General features: G+C 75.1%; 14 protein-coding genes. 5 read left to right on the top strand and 9 right to left on the bottom strand.

What is annotated here, in order from left to right; all coding sequences use genetic code 11:
* Window positions 1-239 precede the first annotated feature (239 nt).
* The gene (locus RMN56_RS18090; protein ID WP_313718631.1) at window positions 240-3,173 is read left to right on the top strand and encodes an Hsp70 family protein; all 2,934 of its coding nucleotides are present in this window, start codon (window positions 240-242) and stop codon (window positions 3,171-3,173) included.
* On the opposite strand, the gene RMN56_RS18085 is transcribed toward RMN56_RS18090, so the two are convergent.
* Window positions 3,163-5,043 carry a propionyl-CoA synthetase gene (locus RMN56_RS18085; protein ID WP_313718630.1) on the bottom strand — a complete coding sequence of 627 codons (1,881 nt, stop codon included), beginning with the start codon at window positions 5,041-5,043 and terminating at the stop codon, window positions 3,163-3,165. The genes RMN56_RS18090 and RMN56_RS18085 overlap by 11 nt on opposite strands.
* Window positions 5,044-5,188: 145 nt before the next feature.
* On the opposite strand from RMN56_RS18085, the gene RMN56_RS18080 reads away from it, so the two are divergent.
* Window positions 5,189-5,440: a hypothetical protein gene (locus RMN56_RS18080; RefSeq protein WP_313718629.1), complete on the top strand. Its 252-nt coding sequence runs from the start codon at window positions 5,189-5,191 to the stop codon at window positions 5,438-5,440.
* A gap of 146 nt (window positions 5,441-5,586) precedes the next feature.
* On the opposite strand, the gene RMN56_RS18075 is transcribed toward RMN56_RS18080, so the two are convergent.
* Window positions 5,587-6,117 carry a hypothetical protein gene (locus RMN56_RS18075; RefSeq protein WP_313718628.1) on the bottom strand — a complete coding sequence of 177 codons (531 nt, stop codon included), beginning with the start codon at window positions 6,115-6,117 and terminating at the stop codon, window positions 5,587-5,589.
* A gap of 99 nt (window positions 6,118-6,216) precedes the next feature.
* Between RMN56_RS18075 and RMN56_RS18070 the strand changes: the two genes are divergently transcribed.
* Both RMN56_RS18070 and RMN56_RS18065 read left to right on the top strand, forming a co-directional pair.
* Complete coding sequence (locus RMN56_RS18070; RefSeq protein WP_313718627.1) at window positions 6,217-7,437, top strand: GNAT family N-acetyltransferase; 1,221 nt, start codon at window positions 6,217-6,219, stop codon at window positions 7,435-7,437.
* A gap of 48 nt (window positions 7,438-7,485) precedes the next feature.
* The gene (locus RMN56_RS18065; protein ID WP_313718626.1) at window positions 7,486-7,908 is read left to right on the top strand and encodes a hypothetical protein; all 423 of its coding nucleotides are present in this window, start codon (window positions 7,486-7,488) and stop codon (window positions 7,906-7,908) included.
* A 37-nt stretch (window positions 7,909-7,945) separates the two neighbouring features.
* Here RMN56_RS18065 and RMN56_RS18060 read toward each other — a convergent pair whose 3' ends face one another.
* The 4 genes from RMN56_RS18060 to RMN56_RS18045 form a co-directional block, all read right to left on the bottom strand.
* The gene (locus RMN56_RS18060; RefSeq protein WP_313718625.1) at window positions 7,946-8,416 is read right to left on the bottom strand and encodes a ribose-5-phosphate isomerase; all 471 of its coding nucleotides are present in this window, start codon (window positions 8,414-8,416) and stop codon (window positions 7,946-7,948) included.
* Between the two features lie 72 nt (window positions 8,417-8,488).
* Complete coding sequence (locus RMN56_RS18055; protein WP_313718624.1) at window positions 8,489-9,688, bottom strand: DUF1015 family protein; 1,200 nt, start codon at window positions 9,686-9,688, stop codon at window positions 8,489-8,491.
* A gap of 122 nt (window positions 9,689-9,810) precedes the next feature.
* The gene (locus RMN56_RS18050) at window positions 9,811-10,182 is read right to left on the bottom strand and encodes a hypothetical protein (RefSeq protein ID WP_313718623.1); all 372 of its coding nucleotides are present in this window, start codon (window positions 10,180-10,182) and stop codon (window positions 9,811-9,813) included.
* Between the two features lie 188 nt (window positions 10,183-10,370).
* A complete protein-coding gene (locus RMN56_RS18045; RefSeq protein ID WP_313718622.1) occupies window positions 10,371-10,994 on the bottom strand; it encodes a mycothiol-dependent nitroreductase Rv2466c family protein in 624 nt (207 codons plus the stop codon).
* A gap of 225 nt (window positions 10,995-11,219) precedes the next feature.
* On the opposite strand from RMN56_RS18045, the gene pepN reads away from it, so the two are divergent.
* Window positions 11,220-13,766, top strand: coding sequence for an aminopeptidase N (gene pepN, locus RMN56_RS18040; protein WP_313718621.1), 2,547 nt, complete (start codon window positions 11,220-11,222; stop codon window positions 13,764-13,766).
* A 102-nt stretch (window positions 13,767-13,868) separates the two neighbouring features.
* On the opposite strand, the gene RMN56_RS18035 is transcribed toward pepN, so the two are convergent.
* The 3 genes from RMN56_RS18035 to RMN56_RS18025 are packed head-to-tail and all read right to left on the bottom strand — an operon-like array spanning window position 13,869 to window position 16,093.
* Window positions 13,869-14,282, bottom strand: coding sequence for a DUF5130 family protein (locus RMN56_RS18035; protein ID WP_313718620.1), 414 nt, complete (start codon window positions 14,280-14,282; stop codon window positions 13,869-13,871).
* Window positions 14,269-14,580 carry an aa3-type cytochrome oxidase subunit CtaJ gene (gene ctaJ, locus RMN56_RS18030; RefSeq protein ID WP_446685801.1) on the bottom strand — a complete coding sequence of 104 codons (312 nt, stop codon included), beginning with the start codon at window positions 14,578-14,580 and terminating at the stop codon, window positions 14,269-14,271. The genes RMN56_RS18035 and ctaJ overlap by 14 nt, the downstream gene beginning before the upstream one ends.
* A gap of 49 nt (window positions 14,581-14,629) precedes the next feature.
* Window positions 14,630-16,093, bottom strand: a complete 1,464-nt coding sequence (locus tag RMN56_RS18025; RefSeq protein ID WP_313718619.1) for an amidase — start codon at window positions 16,091-16,093, stop codon at window positions 14,630-14,632.
* Between the last annotated feature and the right edge of the window lie 15 nt (window positions 16,094-16,108).

The following is a 16,108-nucleotide window of genomic DNA, read 5'->3' as shown; positions in this document are numbered from 1 at the left end:
GGAGAAATCTCCGCGGTGCCGCGGCCGATCCCTCCGGCCCGGCGCCGGACCCTACCGCTCCGGCGGCCCCGTCACCGTCCCCGGGCGGGTGACCGGTGCACGGCGACGTCGGGCTTCGTCCGTAGCCACCGGCTGGAAGCCGGCGCCGCCGCTTCCGGCCGCGCCGGGGATCGACGGGCGGCGGGGGCTGCGTACGATGCGGGGCCGGACATCCCCTCGTCGGGTGGAGGTAGCGACGGATGTCAGGCCAGCGGGACGGTTTCGCCCTCGGCGTGGACCTCGGCACCTCGAACACCGTGGCCGTGCTGCGCTGGCCGGACGGGCGTACCCGGCCGTTGCTGGTGGAGGGCGAACCGATCCTGCCGTCCGGTGTGTACGCCGACACCGACGGGCGCCTGCACGTCGGGCGGGACGCGCTGCGGCTGGCCCACGCCGACCCCGACCGGTACGAGCCGAACCCGAAGCGCCGCGTCGACGAGGTCGAGGTGCCGCTCGGCGACCGCCGGCACCCGCCGGCCGAACTGCTCGGCGCGGTGCTGCGCGCGGTGGGTGAGGCCGCCGTGGGCGCGCTCGGGTTCCTGCCGCCCGCCGTGGTCACCTGCCCGGCCACCTGGGACGCCGGCCGGCGGCACGTGCTCGCCGAGGCGCTCGCCCTGGCCGGCTGGCCGTCGGCGGCCGAGCACACCCTCTCCGGCCCCACCCCGCCCGGCACCCGGCTGCTGCGCGAGCCGGTCGCGGCGGCGCGCTACTACACGGAGGTGCTGCGCCGGCCGGTTCCGGTCGGCGAGTCGGTGGCCGTCTTCGACTTCGGCGGCGGAACCCTGGACGTCGCCGTGGTCCGCAACGAAGGCGCGGACCCGTGGGGTGACTCCGGCTTCACGGTCATCTCCTGCGGCGGCCTCGACGACCTGGGCGGGCTGGACCTCGACGCCGCCCTGGTCGCGCTGGTCGGCGAGCGCGTCGCCGCCACGCATCCCGCGCAGTGGGCGCGGCTCCGCGAGCCGGCCGACACCACGCAGTGGCGGGAGCGGCTGCAGTTCGTCGAGCACGTCCGGGGCGCGAAGGAGATGCTGTCCCGCGCCACGGCGGCGCCGGTGGCGGTGCCGGGGGTCCCGGCCGCCGTGTCCCTGACCCGCGCGGAGCTGGAGGGCGTGGCCACCCCGCTGCTGCGGCGGGCGGTCGCCGAGACCCGGCGGGTGATCGCCGCGGCCGGGCTGACCCCGGAGCGGCTCGCCGGGTTGTTCCTGGTGGGCGGCTCGTCCCGGATCCCGCTGGTGGCGCGGCTGCTCCACGCCGAGCTGGGCATCGCGCCGACCGTGCTGGAGCAGCCGGAGCTGCCGGTGGCCGAGGGCGCGCTGACCGACCTGCCGCTGCGGCGGAACCCCTCGACCGCGTCGCCGCTGCCACTGGCCCCGGTCGGCGCGACCCGGACCCCCGCCGGTCCGCCGGTCGCGGCGACACCGGACGCCGGCCCGGCCGGCACGCTGCCCGGTCTGGGCCCGGCCGGCACGCTGCCCGCCGGGATGCCGTCCGCCGCCGACCCGGAGACGCCCGTCCTCCCGGCCGGCGCCGCGCCGGCCCCGGACGGCACGACCGTCGCCGCCGGACCGAACGGCACGCGGCTCGCCGCCGGACCGAACGGCACGGCCGTGGCCCCGCACTCACCCGCCCCGGGTACGCCCACACCCGGCCTGCCGCAGCACGGTTCGCCGGCGGCCGGCGTACCCCCGCAGGCTCCCGGAATTCCGCACCAGCCGGTCGCGTGGCCGGGCTGGCCCGGCGTACCGCAGAGCGGACCGCCGGCCGCGCCGCGCGGCGGGGGCCGGCGGCGGCGGGCCCTGTGGATCTCGGTCGGGGCGGTGGCCGCCCTGGCCGGGGTGGTGGCCGCGACCGTCCTCTACCTCACCCGGGACCGCCACCCGGAGCTGGACTTCCAGGCGTTCGGCAAGGGCATCCGGGTCGCGGGTGCCGCCGAGCGCCCGGTCGAGATGTTCACGGCGGTCGCCGGTGACCGGGCCTACCTGGCCTATCCGCGCGAGGACGACCGGCTGGCGGTGGTGGCCGTCGAGGCGGGCACCGGCACGGTGCTGTGGCGCAAGGAGAGCGCCACGACCGCCGACCAGTGGGCCGGCGTGTTCGCGCTGCCCGGCGCGGTGGCGCTGCTCGCGGACGCGTCGGGCAGCAGCACCCCGCGCGAGCTGGAGGTGCTCGACGGCGGGTCCGGCAAGCCGAGCTGGCGGCACACCGTGCACGGGGACGACGAGGTGTTCGTCGGCAAGGACGTGGTGGCGGTCACCGACCGCGAGCGGAAGCGACTGGTCGGACTCAAGCTGGGCAACGGCGACGAGAAGTGGTCGCTGAAAGACCTGACCGACCAGTACGGCAACAGCCGCAACAGTGTGCACCCGGTGACCACCGACGAGGCGGTGTCCGGCCCCGGGTACGGCGACGGCTCGCCCCGCGACCCTCAGCAGGGCCCGGTCGAGCAGCTCGTGCAGGTGAGCGCGGACAAGTCGGTCCGGCTGATCGACCTCAGCTCCGGCGGTGAGGTCCGCCGCTGGAAGGCGGTGGCCGAGCCGGACGACCTGGTCGCCGCCCACGAGGACCGGCTCTACGTGGCGGGCGACGACGGGCGGCTGCTCGCGTACGACCTGGGGAAGCAGGCGCAGCCGAGCGTGCTCTACACCGCCGAGGACGACGACCGGCGGGCCAAGGCGCTGGCGCCCTGCGGGGAGCACCGCGCCTGCCTGCTGGAGGTGACCGGTTCCGAGGACCAGACCGCCGTGGTGGTCGCCGCGCGGGAGGGCCAGGGCGTCAAGCGATGGGCGGCGCCGGGGATGACCGAGCTGGTGCCGGTGGGCGAGCGGGTGCTGGCCCGGCGGATCTACCCGGAGCCGGCGGTGACGCTCTTCGCGGCGGACGGGATGCGGGTGCTCGACGACGAGGAAGGGGTGGCCATGCGGGTGGACGCCGGCAACCTGCTGCTCTTCGCCGACGCGCTGGGCAGCTCGGTGGACGACCGCAGTGTGGCCGGCGTGGGCGTCGAGTCGGGCAAACTGGTCCAGCTCGGCGAGCTGAAGGACGTCCGGGGCGACTCCTGCTCATGGAACACCCAGGTCATCGCCTGCGGCTCCGAGAAGGACTTCGTGCTCCACCCCTTCGTCAAGGAGTAGCGCCGAGGTCGCGGAAGACCGCCAGCGCCGCCGGGTCCTCGATGGTCGGCGGCACCGGCTCGTCCCGCCCCTCGACCAGCCCGCGCATCGTCCGGCGGAGGATCTTGCCGGAGCGGGTCTTGGGCAGTGCCGGCACCACGGTCACCCGGCGGAACGCGGCCACCGGCCCGATCCGCTGCCGGACGAGGGCGACCAGCTCACCGGCGAGCGCGTCCGGGTCCGCCCCGGCGCCGGCCTTGAGCACCACGTAGCCGCTGGGCACCTGCCCCTTGAGCGGGTCGGCCACGCCGATCACCGCGCACTCGGCGACCGCCGGGTGCGCCGCGAGCACCTCCTCCATCGCCCCGGTGGAGAGCCGGTGCCCGGCCACGTTGATCACGTCGTCGGTGCGGCCCATCACGTACAGGTAGCCGTCGGAGTCGAACCGGCCGCCGTCGCCGGTCAGGTAGTAGCCCGGGAAGGCGGCCAGGTAGGAGCGGACGTAGCGCTCGTCGTCGCCCCACAGCGTGGGCAGGCAGCCGGGCGGCAGGGGCAGCCGGATCACGATGGAGCCGTCGGTGCCCGGCGGCACCTCGCGGCCGCCGCCGTCGACCACCCGCACGTCGTACCCGGGGACGGGCACCGACGGGGAGCCCGGCTTGATCGGCAGCGGCTCCAGGCCGCGCGGGTTGGCCGCCACCGGCCAGCCGGTCTCGGTCTGCCACCAGTTGTCCACCACGGGCACGCCGAGCCGCTCCCCCGCCCACGCCCAGGTGTCCGGGTCGAGCCGCTCACCGGCCAGGAAGAGGGTGCGCAGGCTGCTCAGGTCGTGCCCGGCCAGGAGCGCGCCGTCGGGGTCCTGCCGGCGGATCGCCCGGATGGCGGTGGGCGCGGTGAACAGGGCGGCCACCCGGTGCTGGGCGACCACCCGCCAGAACGCCCCGGCGTCCGGGGTGCCGACGGGCTTGCCCTCGTAGAGCACGGTGGTCGCGCCGGTGAGCAGCGGCGCGTACACGATGTAGGAGTGGCCGACCACCCAGCCCACGTCGGAGGCGGCCCAGAAGACGTCGCCCGGCTCGATGCCGTAGACGTTCCGCATCGACCAGCGCAGCGCCACGGCGTGCCCGCCGTTGTCCCGCACCACGCCCTTGGGCCGGCCGGTGGTGCCGGAGGTGTAGAGGACGTAGAGCGGGTCGGTGGCGGCGACCGGCACGCATTCCACCGGCTCGGCGTCGGCCATCACCTCGTCCCAGGTCAGGTCGCGGCCGGGGAGCAGCGGAGCGGGCTCCTGGGGGCGCTGCACGATCACGCAGTGCGCCGGGGCGTGGGTCGCCTCGTCCAGCGCGGCGGCGAGGATCGGGTGGTAGGGCACCACCCGGTCGACCTCGATGCCGCAGGAGGTGGCCACCACCACGGCCGGCCGGGCGTCGTCGATGCGGACGGCCAGCTCGTGCGCGGCGAAGCCGCCGAAGACCACCGAGTGCACCGCGCCGATCCGGGCGCAGGCCAGCATGGCGATCACCGCCTCCGGCACCATGGCCAGGTAGAGCAGCACCCGATCGCCCCGGCCGACCCCGAGCCGGCGCAGCGCACCGGCGAACCGGGCGGTCTCGGCGAGCAGCTCGGCATAGGTGAGGGTGCGGACCATGCCGGTGACCGGGCTGTCGTGGATCACCGCGGGCTGGTCGCCCCGGCCGGCGGCCACATGCCGGTCCAGCGCGTTGTGGCAGGTGTTCAGCACGCCGTCGGGGAACCATCGGTAGAGCGGCGCGCCGCTGTCGTCGAGGATCCGCTCCGGCGCCCGGTGCCAGTCGATGTCCGCCGCGGCCTCCCGCCAGAAGCCGGCCGGGTCGGCGATGCTCCGCTCGTACGCTGATCGATACGCGCCCATCCCGTCATGCTGGCCCCGGCCCCGGGCCGGCGCAACGGCCCACCGCATCGGGTGCGCCGGAAGCCCGCCCCGGCTCGGTGAGCGGCCCGGCTCCGCCGGTGGAGGTCACCGTTTCCGCCCGGTCCGCCAGGGGTACGGCTGGCACATGGAGACGAACACGAAGGCGTACCTGGTGGGCGGTCCCCGGGACGGCAGCAGCCAGGACGCGGGTGACCAGGCCCTGTTGGAGATCGAGATCGACGGCATGTTCCACCGCTACATCCGCACCACAAAGCAGCACGACGGCAGCACCGTCTACAACTACGACGGAATGGTGGCCCCGGGCGGCGGCGAGCCGGGCGTCGAGGACCCGGCGGCGCGGGTCGCCTCCCCGAAGGCCGACGCCGAGGGTCAGTGACCCTCAACCGACCGGGCGACGGATGAACCCCGCCCGACCGGGTAATGCGAGCGCCGTCCTGGTGGAGTGACGACCGGCGGCGCGGCGTTCCGCGACCGGGCGCGCGGGCGGGCGGCGGAAAGCCGCCCCGCCCGCCGCCACGGCCGTCAGTTGCCGGTCACCCAGTTCCAGGCGGAGACCACCCACTCGGTCTGCTGAAGGTAGGCGACCCCCACGCCGACCAGGAAGAGGGCGGTCACCAGGTGCGCACCGCGGGCGCTGCGCCGCACCCGGCCGAGCTGCCGCTCCAGCACCAGCCGGCCGAGCAGGCGGGCCAGGGCGAACAGGCCGGCGGCGGTGAGCAGGCTGAGCACGAAGGTGAGCAGCGGGGCGGTCAGGTCGCCCCGGCCGGAGATCGCCCAGATCCCCCAGCAGACGAAGGCGAACAGCGCGCCGGCCGCGCTCCACTCCCCGCCCTTGCGGAGCTGGGCGACGTGCCAGCTCACCGGCCGGCGGGGGGCCGGCTCGCCGGTCCACTCGCTCGGGTCGACGGCGGGGAACGGCTCGGTCCGGGGCGTACGGGACTGGCCGACCGCCGCCACCCCGCGCCGGAACGCGTCCCGCTGCGGGGGCACCACGGCGGGCTGCGGCGGCACCTCGACCGTCCGCTCGGCCCACGGCTGTGTCTGGTCCGCCATCTCGTGTCCTCCCCCTCGACCGACGCCGGCCACGGTTCCGAGGGTAGCGAGCCGGCAAATAGGGTGCCGACCACGACGGTGATGGGTTAGACACACCGGATGACCGACGCGCTGGTCCCCCGGGCCGAGGACTTCGACGAGATCTCCGCACTGCTGACGCTGGCCTTCCACGGCGATGTCGACCCTGAGCTGCTGGCGGTCGAGCGCGGGGTCTTCGAGCCGGACCGGTCGCTGCTGGTCCGGGACGGCGGGACCGCCGTCGCACACGCCGGCGCGTTCACCCGCGAGCTGGCCGTGCCCGGGGCCAGTGCGCCGGCCGCGCACGTGACCATGGTGTCGGTCGCGCCGACCCACCGCCGGCGCGGACTGCTCACCGGGCTGATGCGCCGGCAGCTCCGGGAGATCCACGACGCCGGCCGGGAGCCGCTCGCCGTCCTCTGGGCCAGCGAGGGCCGGATCTATCCCCGGTTCGGCTACGGCCTGGCCGCGCAGCGGCTCGTCCTGGCCGGCGACACCTCCGGGCTGCGCCTGCCGGACCCCACGCCCGCCGAGGGCACCCTCCGCCTGGACCGCCCGGCGCCGCACCGGGCCGAGCTGGCCCGGCTGTACGAGCGGGTACGCGCCGACCGGCCCGGCTGGTCACAGCGGGACGAGAGCTGGTGGGCGTACGTGCTCGCCGACGTGAAGGGGCTGCGGGGCGGCGCCACCGAACGCCGGGTGCTGCTGCACGAGGGGCCGGACGGCGTCGACGGGTACGCGCTCTACCGGACGAAGGAGGAGTGGGCCGACACCGGGCCGCGCGCCGAGGTCCGGGTCGGCGAGGTGGTGGCCGCCCGGCCGGAGGCGTACCTGGCGCTGTGGCGGCTGCTGCTCTCGATCGACCTGACCCGCCGGGTGTCCTTCTCGATCGCCGCCGTGGACGAGCCACTGTTCCGGCTGGTGGACGAGCCGCGGCAGCTCGGTGCCCGGCTCGCCGACGCCCTGTGGGTCCGCGTCGTGGACGTGCCGGCCGCGCTGGCCGCCCGCCGGTACGCCACCGACGTCGACGTGGTGGTCGAGGTCACCGACGACCTGCTGCCGGAGAACAGCGGCCGGTGGCGGCTGGTCGGTGGCCCCTCCGGGGCGGAGTGCACGGCGACCTCGGCGCCGGCCGGGCTGGCCTGCGACGTGCGCGCCCTCGGCGAGCTCTACCTGGGCGGGGCCGGCCTGGTCGCGCTCACCGCCGCCGGCCGGGTGCGGGAACTGGTACCGGGGACCGCGGCGGCGACGGCCCCGGCGCTCGGCTGGCACCGCGCCCCGGCGCCCATGGAGGTCTTCTGACTCCCCGGCACCTGCCGCTCGCGGCGCTGCGCCCGGTACGGTCGGGTGATGGGTGATGCGGAGCGGCGCCGGCGGCGGCTGCGGCACCACGGCGACGGCGGGACGCCGGACGCCGAGGGCGCGAGCGCGAGCACGGCCGGGGTGCACGACGGCGACCCCCGACCGCAGCGCGGCGCCCCACGCCCCGGGCCGGATCCGGACGACGGCTCCCGGGCGCCGCGCGGCGCCCGACGCGCCGAGCCGGAGTCGGACCCCCGGGGCCGGCGGCCCGGCCCGACCGGCGAGGAGGGCGAGCGGGGGCTGCGCGGCCTGGTCGGCTCGGGTTCCTCGCAGGTGAGCGTGACCGCCGCGCTGCGGGCGCGGGACGCCGCCCGGCCGAGCGACGAGGACCTGGCCGAGGCCGAGGCCCGCGTGGTGATCGTCCGCCGCAACTGGGTGCCCCGCGAGGAACTGCCCCGCGCCGGGCGGTGACGAGCGCGACCCGGCGGCCACCCCCGTCGGCGATGCGTCAGGCGGGCAGGTCGGGAAGCTCCCGGCTCCGCTCGTAGTCGGCGACCTGGGCGATCCGGCGGGCGTGCCGCGGATTGCCGGAGAAGGCCGTGCTGAGGAACGTCTCGACCAGGGCGGTGGCCTCGTCCAGGGTGTGCTGCCGGGCACCGACCGCGATGATGTTCGCGTCGTTGTGCTCGCGGGCCAGCTGGGCGGTGTCGATGTTCCAGGCGAGCGCCGCCCGGACGCCGGCGATCTTGTTGGCGGCGATCTGCTCGCCGTTGCCGGACCCGCCGATGACGACCCCGAGGCTGCCCGGGTCGTCGACCACGCGCGTGCCGGTGTGCAGGCAGAAGGCCGGGTAGTCGTCGTCCGGGTCGAAGACGTGCGGGCCGACGTCGACCACCTCGTACCCCTGCTTGGCCAGGTGGTTGGCGAGGTGCACCTTCAGCTCGAAGCCGGCGTGATCGGATCCCAGGTAGACGCGCATACCGCGCAGTCTGACAGGCCCGCCGCCGTGCCGGTGCGCGGGCGGCGGCACGGAGGCGGATTCGTCACACGGTCACCGGGGCAGTTCGGCGACGACCAGACCGGCCCGCGCCTTCGGCGTGAACCAGGTGCTCTTGCGCGGCATCTTCTCCCGGGCCAGGTTCACCGCGACGAAGTCGTCCACGGTCACCGGCGCGACGAGGACGGCCAGCTCCGCGCGGCCCGCGTCGACCTCGCCGGTGAGCCAGCTGGCCGGGTAGTCGCCGCCCACGTAGGTGATCCGCTTGTCGCCCGGGTCGAGGCCGAGCGCGTCGCGCAGCAGCAGCCGCTCGACCAGGGCGTGGTCGAGGTTCTCCAGCCGGCCGCCGCCGACCTGCGGCAGGCGCACGGCGTACCCCTGGCCGGCGAGATGGAGGTGCACGGCGCCGCCGGTCTCCGGGACGCCGACCGGGCCGGCGACCGGGGTGATCTCCGCACCGGCCGCGCGGAGCCGGTCGAGCAGCTCGTCCGGGGTGGTGGTCAGCTCGCTGACCAGGCGGTTGTAGGGCTGGATGGCGACCGAGGCCGGAGTGGTGATCACCGACAGGAAGCGCGGGAAGCCGCCGGTCTGCGCGGCCAGGCTGCGGTGGTTGCCGTCGGCGACCACCAGGTCGCCGCCGCCCGCCAGGGCGGTCAGCTCGTCCTGCGCCGGGCCTGGGCCGAGCAGCCAGATGGCGTGCGTGCGGCCGGCCTGGTCCACGTCGGTGGCGGCGGGGGCGCCCGCCGACTCGGTCGCCGCCGCGAGGGCCGCGTGCAGCTCGTCGCCGCGCCCGGTCTGCAGCAGGAGTACGGGTGAGAGCAGGTGACCCAGCGCCTCGGCCAGGGCGACCCGCTCCCGCACCTTCGCGATGAACACGTCCTCGTTGCGGATCACCAGGCCGGGCTCGTCGGCCCGGGTGGAGATCTGGTCGGTGTCGACCATGGCGAACAGGCCGTACGCGCTCTCCTCGCCCGGCGCGCTGATCCGGTAGAGGACCACGACGTGCTCGGCGGGCGTGTAGCTGCCGTCCGCCTTGGCCTCGGCGAGGCGGCCCACCGCGTCGGGGAGCGCGTCGAGGAAGGACTTCCCGAGGCTGCCCGGCGCCCGGTGGGGCATCTCGATGCCCAGGGCACTGTGCGGGTTCGCCTCGACGATGGCGGTGATCTCCGCGTCGTCGGCGAACTCGTCGTAGTTCTGCGCGCCGGTGCCGCCAGTGGTGATCCAGGCCCGGGCGATCGGATGCACGACCGTCATGCCCGCTGACGCTACCCGCGCCCCCTTGCGCGCCGGTGCGGGACCCGCACGCCGTCCACCAGATGAAAGGAGGGGCCCCTAGTTAACGCCCCAGGTATAGCAGGGGCCCCTTCTTAACACCGCTAGGCGGTGCGCTCGGCGCCGGCACTGCGATGGCGGCCGGCGCCGGGGAACGGGCCGGGCGCCGAGGCGGCGGGGCGCGAGGGGGCGGCCGCGGCGAGGCGTACCGTCGTGGCCCCGACCGGCACCGGGCGATCGGTGGAGGTACCCCTCCGGACCGGGCCGGGCGTGCCAGCCGGAAGGTCCGCGCCGGCGGGCGGGGTCATCCGGGACGTGGCCACCACCCGGGCCACGCCGACCACGATCGGGGGAGCCAGCAGGTCCACCATCTCGGCGGGCAGCGACGGCCGAACATCCGGCCAGTCGCCCTCGGCCACGGACCAGTACGTCGCATCAGGGACTTCGGTCTCCGTCACCGGCGCGTCGTCGGACATGCGGCGGTGCTTACCCATGGGAACGCCTCCAGGAGCTGCCGGGGTGCGACCGGAGCGGCCGCCGGCTGGAACACCCGGTGAAACGAGCCCCGCGCCGCCCGGGTGACGGTGGGCGACGCGGGGCAAGGGGTGTTAAGAAGGGGCCCCTGCTCTACCGGAGGCGTTAAGAAGGGGCCCCTCCTTTCACCTCAGTCGAAGACGGGGCCTACCTCTCGCGTGCGCTTCAGCTCGTAGAAGCCGGGCGTTCCGGCCACCAGCAGGACGCCGTCCCAGAGCCGGCCGGCCGCCTCGCCCTTTGGCGCCGGGGTGATCACCGGGCCGAAGAAGGCCACCTGGCGGCCGTCCGGGCCCGGGGCGTGGATCACCGGGGTGCCCACGTCGGTGCCGACCGGCCGCATGCCCGCCTCGTGGCTGGCCCGCAGCGCCTCGTCGTACTCGGTCGACTCGGCGGCGTCGGCGAGGGCCGGGTCGAGGCCCACGTCGGTGAGCGCGCCGGCCAGCATCTCCCGGCCCAGCTCCTCCTTGCCCAGGTGGATCCGGGTGCCCATCGCGGTGTAGAGCTTCCCCAGCACCTCCCCGCCGTGGGCCTGCTCGACGGCGATGCAGACCCGCACCGGGCCCCAGCCCTTCTTCATCAGATCCTGGTACTGCTCCGGCAGGTCCCGGCCCTCGTTGAGCACGGACAGGCTCATCACGTGGAACCGGATGTCCACGTCCCGGACCTGCTCGACCTCGAGCAGCCAGCGGGAGGTGATCCACGCCCACGGGCACAGCGGGTCGAACCACATGTCCACGGCGACACGTTCGGTCACGGTGTCATCCCTTCACGACTTGACGCGCCGGAGCTCCGGCGCCTTCCCCTCCGATCCTCACCCCCCGCGGCATCGACCGGTACCGGAATGAGAGCGTGACCTCGGCCACCGGAGGGTGTCCGTGCATGGAAGACTCGGTTTCGGACCGGCCGTCACGATCGGGCCGGGAGGCCGGTGCCGCGGGGCGCGGCGAGACGAGTGGGATGGAGACGAACAGTGCCGGGAGTGCGCAACCTGACCCAGGTCGAGGCCACCGAGCGGGCCCGCCTGCTCGACGTCACCGGGTACGACATCAACCTTGATCTGTCGACCGCGGTGCAGGCCGACGGCCGCACGTTCCGGTCGGTGACCGAGGTCCGGTTCCGCTGTGCCGAGCCGGGAGCGAGCACCTTCATCGAGACGGCCGCCGAGTCGGTGCGGTCGGCGACCTTGAACGGCACGCCCGTCGATCTCTCCGGCTGGTCGGCGGAGAAGGGCCTCACCCTCACCGGGCTGGCCGCCGAGAACGTCCTCGTGGTCGACGCCGACTTCGGCTACTCCAACAGCGGGCAGGGCCTGCACCGCACGGTCGACCCGGTGGACGGCGAGACCTACCTCTACAGCCAGTTCGAGACGGCCGACGCGCAGAAGGTGTTCGCCTGCTTCGACCAGCCCGACCTGAAGAGCGTCTACACCTGGCACGCCACCGTCCCGGAGCACTGGCGGGTGGTGTCCAACATGCCGGTGGAGCGCGAGGAGCCGGCCGGTGAGGCGCTCAAGACCGTCCACTTCGCCGAGTCGGCGCGGATGAGCACCTACATCACGGCGCTGTGCGCCGGCCCGTACCACGAGGTGCGGGACAGCCACGACGGCATCGACCTGGGCGTCTACTGCCGGGCCTCGATGGCGCAGTACCTGGACGCCGACGACCTGTTCCTGATCACCAAGCAGGGCTTCGACTTCTTCCACGAGAAGTTCCAGGTGCGCTACCCGCTGCCCAAGTACGACCAGCTCTGGGTGCCGGACTTCAACGCCGGCGCCATGGAGAACTTCGGCTGCGTCACGCACGCCGAGTCGCACTACATCTTCCGCTCGCAGGTCACCGACTTCGAGTACGAGCAGCGGGCCAACACGATCCTGCACGAGCTGGCCCACATGTGGTTCGGTGACCTGGTCACCATGCGCTGGTGGAACGACCTGTGGTTGAACGAGTCGTTCGCCGAGTGGGCCAGCCACTGGTGCAACACCCACGCCACCCGGTTCGCCGAGGCCTGGACGACCTTCCTGTCCATCCGGAAGAACTGGGGCTACCGGCAGGACCAGCTCTCCTCCACCCACCCGGTCTACACCGAGATGCCGGACCTGGAGGCGGTCGAGGTCAACTTCGACGGCATCACCTACGCCAAGGGCGCCAGCGTGCTCAAGCAGCTCGTCGCGTACGTGGGCGAGGAGCCGTTCGTGGCCGGCCTGCGGGCCTACTTCGGCAAGCACGCCTGGGGCAACGCCACCTTCGACGACCTGCTCTCCGAGCTGGAGACGGCCTCCGGCCGGGAGCTGCGCAAGTTCGCCGCCCAGTGGCTGGAGACGGCGCAGGTCAACACGCTGCGGCCCGAGGTGACCATCGGCGCCGACGGCGCGTACGAGCGGGTGCTGGTGCGGCAGGAGGCTCCGGCCGGGCACCCGACGCTGCGGACCCACCGGATCGGCGTGGGCCTCTACGACCTGACCGACGGCCGGCTGGTCCGCCGGGAGCGGGTCGAGGTCGACGTGACCGGCGAGCTGACCGAGCTGTCCGTGCTGCACGGCAAGCCCGCCGCCGACGTGCTGCTGCTCAACGACGACGACCTGACCTACACCAAGCTGCGGCTGGACGAGCGGTCGATGGCGACCGTGGTGCAGCACATCGCCGGCTTCGACTCGTCGCTGGCCCGGGCGCTCTGCTGGACCGCCGCCTGGGACATGACCCGCGACGCCGAGCTGTCGGCCCGCGACTACGTGGCGCTGGTGCTGGCCGGGCTGCCGGCGGAGACCGACATCAACCTGGTCACCGCCACCCTGCGGCAGGCGACCACCACGCTCACCTTCTACGCCGACCCGGCCTGGGCGCCGACCGGCTGGGGCGACCTGGCCCGGACCGCCCGCACCGCGCTCGCCGCGGCCGAGCCGGGCAGCGGCTTCCAGCTCGCCTGGGCCCGGGCGTACGCCTCCGCGGCCCGCTCGGCCGAGGACCTGGCCGCGCTGCGCGGCTGGCTGGACGGCGGCGAGGTGCCGGGCGGGCTGACGGTGGACACCGAGCTGCGCTGGACCGTCCTCCAGTCGCTGGTGGCCAACGGGGCGGCCGGGGCCGCCGAGGTGGAGGCCGAGCTGGCCCGCGACCGGACCGCCAGCGGCGAGCGGGAGGCCGCGTACGCGCACGCGCTGGTCCCGACCGCCGAGAACAAGGCGGCGGTGTGGGCGCAGCTCACCGGCCCGGAGGCGCTGCCGAACTGGCGCAACCGGGCGCTGCTGCAGGGCTTCGCCCACCCGGCGCAGGTGGAACTCACCGCGCCGTACCGGGAGAAGTACTTCGCCACGGTGGCGCAGGTGTGGGCACAGCGGGACAGCGAGCCGGCGCAGGAGTTCGTCCAGCTCGCCTACCCGGCGTACCTGGTGGAGGACGACACGGTGGCCGCCACCGACGCGTGGCTGACCCAGGAGGGTCAGCCGGCGCCGCTGCGCCGGCTGGTGGCCGAGGGCCGCGACGGGGTGGCCCGGGCCCTCAAGGCCCGCGCCCGGGACGCCCAGACCGCCTGATCCTCTGGCGGGCGGCCTGGGAGCGCCCGGGCCACCCGCCGGCGGACACGAGAAAGCCCGGCCCGCGTTTCGCGGGCCGGGCTTCGTCGTGTGCGGGTGGGCTCAGCCCTTGCCGGCGTGGCTGGCGAGCTGGTCGAGGCCCTGGATGACGCCGCCGGCCAGGTCGCCGCCACCGAAGGAGGCCACCATGGAGAGCGCGGCCAGCTTCGCGTACGTGTCCGGGATGCGCTTGCGCGCGTAGCGGCCGGTGACGATCTCGAGCTGCCGCTGGTTGGGCGACACGGCGATCAGCACCGACCGGTCCGGCTCGGCGAGCTGGCGGTGCAGCCGCTCGGCGTGCTCCCGGATCGGCTCGTCGAGGCCGCCCACGTAGACCGAGAAGACCAGGCCGGTGCCCTGGTCGGCCAGGCGGAGCGCCTCGTCGATGCGGAGCAGCTGACGGGTCGAGAACGGCCCGTCCAGGACCTCGGGCGGGTTACCGGCCCCCGCCGCGGCCTGCTTCTCACCAACGGTCACTTGCGCCTCCGGTTCCACCGGCCGGAGCCTGCCGGCCGGCCTGCTCCTGCTTGCGGCTGGTCAGCGCCGGCGCCTGCGCCCCGGCGGCCAGTGCGGTGCCGGCCGAGTCGGCCAGCTGCTCCGGACGGCCCAGGAACCAGACCGGAGTGAAGTCGAAGGGCCGGCCCGGCCGGTAGCGCTTGGCGCCGCCACCGCCGCCGCCGCGACTGCCGGCGGCCGCCAGTCCGGCGATCACCAGCACCGCGGCCGCCGGGATGCCGAAGAAGACCAGCAACGTCTCGGTTACAGACAATCCCAACGCCCCCAGGCGGAAAGAGAGACCAGGAATGTTCGGGTCGGGTGGACGGTCATGACGACGCGCGCCCGACTCCGCTTGTGCTGTTCACGTTAGCGGAGTCGACGGCCCGCCAGATTGCGGGGTGCTGATCCCACCCGCCACAGCCGTGCTCCAGTTGCGCGGCAGTGCCTATCAATGTCGCGTCGTCGCCGTACCGGCCGGTGAGCAGCGCGCCGACCGGCATCCCGTCGCCGGTGCGGCCCACCGGCAGCGAAACGGACGGGTCGCCGGTGACGTTGAAGATGGCGCAGTACGGCGAAAACCGCCGCTGCCGGTCGAAATCCTCGGCCGGATCGAGGCTCGCGAACGCCCCGACCGGGGCCTGCGGGGCCGCCAGGGTGGGGCAGAGCAGCAGGTCGCAGCCGGCGGTACGGCGCACGCCACGGCGTACCTGCGCCTGGAGTTCGCCGAGCGCGGCCATCAGCGGGCCGGCCCCGACGGCCGCGCCCCGGGCCCGGAGGAACCGGGTCAGCGGCAGCAGGTCGCTCTCCCGTTCGGACGGCACGGGGGCGAGCGCCAGCACGTACCAGACGGTCTCGAACAGCGGCCACGCCTCGGGGCCGAGCGGCGCGGGAACGTCGACCACCTCGTGGCCGGCCTCGGTGAGCAGCGCGGTGGCCCGGTCGACGGCGGCCACGCAGTCCGGGTGGACCGGCTCGTCGGCCAGCATCGGGGTGGTGAACCGGCCGATCCGCAGCCGGCCCGGCGCGGCGGCCCGGGCGGCGCCCAGGTAGCCGCCGGTGGGCGCGGCGGGCGGCAGGTAGGGCTCGCCGGGCACCGGTTGCGCCAGAACGTCCAGCAGCGCGGCCACGTCGGTCACGGTCCGGCCGAGCGGGCCGCTGATGGGCAGCCCGAACGCGCCGAAGCCGAGCGGGCCGCCGGAGACCAGGCCCCGGCTGGGCTTGTAGCCAACCAGGCCGCAGAGCGCCGCCGGGATGCGCAGCGAGCCGCCGCCGTCCGAGCCCTGCGCCACCGGGACCAGCCCGCCGGCCACCGCGGCGGCCGCGCCGCCGCTGGACCCGCCCGCCGTGTAGGCGAGGCCCCACGGGTTGCGGGCCGGCGGCGCGACGAGGCCCTCGGAGTAGAGCGAGCAGCCCAGCTCCGAGGTGGTGGTCTTGCCGAGGCTGACCAGCCCGGCGGCGGCCATGAACCGGACCACGTCGGCGTCGACGGGCGGCACGAAGTCGGCGAAGGCCGCCGAGCCGAAGGTGGTGCGCACCCCGGCCGTGAGCGTGAGGTCCTTGACGGCGGTCGGCACCCCGTGCAGCAGGCCGCGCCGGTCCGCCGGCACCGCGTCGGCGGCGGCCGCGGCCGCCCGCGCGCGTTCCGGGGTGACGGTGACGAAGGCGCCGAGGGTGTCGCCGAGCGCGTCCACCCGGCGCAGGTGGTGCTCCACCAGCTCCACGCTGGACAGCTCACCCCGGCGGATCGCGGCGGCCTGCTCCAACGCCGTCAGGTCGTGCGGCTCGGCCATGCCCCCATCCTGCCT

It is taken from the genome of Micromonospora halotolerans, assembly GCF_032108445.1.
GTDB lineage: Bacteria > Actinomycetota > Actinomycetes > Mycobacteriales > Micromonosporaceae > Micromonospora > Micromonospora halotolerans.
This window is presented reverse-complemented; position numbering and strand designations above follow the sequence as displayed.

Coding starts and splice junctions, on each gene's coding strand:
- RMN56_RS18090 (WP_313718631.1), top strand. CDS start 240: ATGTCAGGCCAGCGGGACGGTTTCGCCCTCGGCGTGGACCTCGGCACC.
- RMN56_RS18085 (WP_313718630.1), bottom strand. CDS start 5,043: ATGGGCGCGTATCGATCAGCGTACGAGCGGAGCATCGCCGACCCGGCC.
- RMN56_RS18080 (WP_313718629.1), top strand. CDS start 5,189: ATGGAGACGAACACGAAGGCGTACCTGGTGGGCGGTCCCCGGGACGGC.
- RMN56_RS18075 (WP_313718628.1), bottom strand. CDS start 6,117: ATGGCGGACCAGACACAGCCGTGGGCCGAGCGGACGGTCGAGGTGCCG.
- RMN56_RS18070 (WP_313718627.1), top strand. CDS start 6,217: ATGACCGACGCGCTGGTCCCCCGGGCCGAGGACTTCGACGAGATCTCC.
- RMN56_RS18065 (WP_313718626.1), top strand. CDS start 7,486: ATGGGTGATGCGGAGCGGCGCCGGCGGCGGCTGCGGCACCACGGCGAC.
- RMN56_RS18060 (WP_313718625.1), bottom strand. CDS start 8,416: ATGCGCGTCTACCTGGGATCCGATCACGCCGGCTTCGAGCTGAAGGTG.
- RMN56_RS18055 (WP_313718624.1), bottom strand. CDS start 9,688: ATGACGGTCGTGCATCCGATCGCCCGGGCCTGGATCACCACTGGCGGC.
- RMN56_RS18050 (WP_313718623.1), bottom strand. CDS start 10,182: ATGTCCGACGACGCGCCGGTGACGGAGACCGAAGTCCCTGATGCGACG.
- RMN56_RS18025 (WP_313718619.1), bottom strand. CDS start 16,093: ATGGCCGAGCCGCACGACCTGACGGCGTTGGAGCAGGCCGCCGCGATC.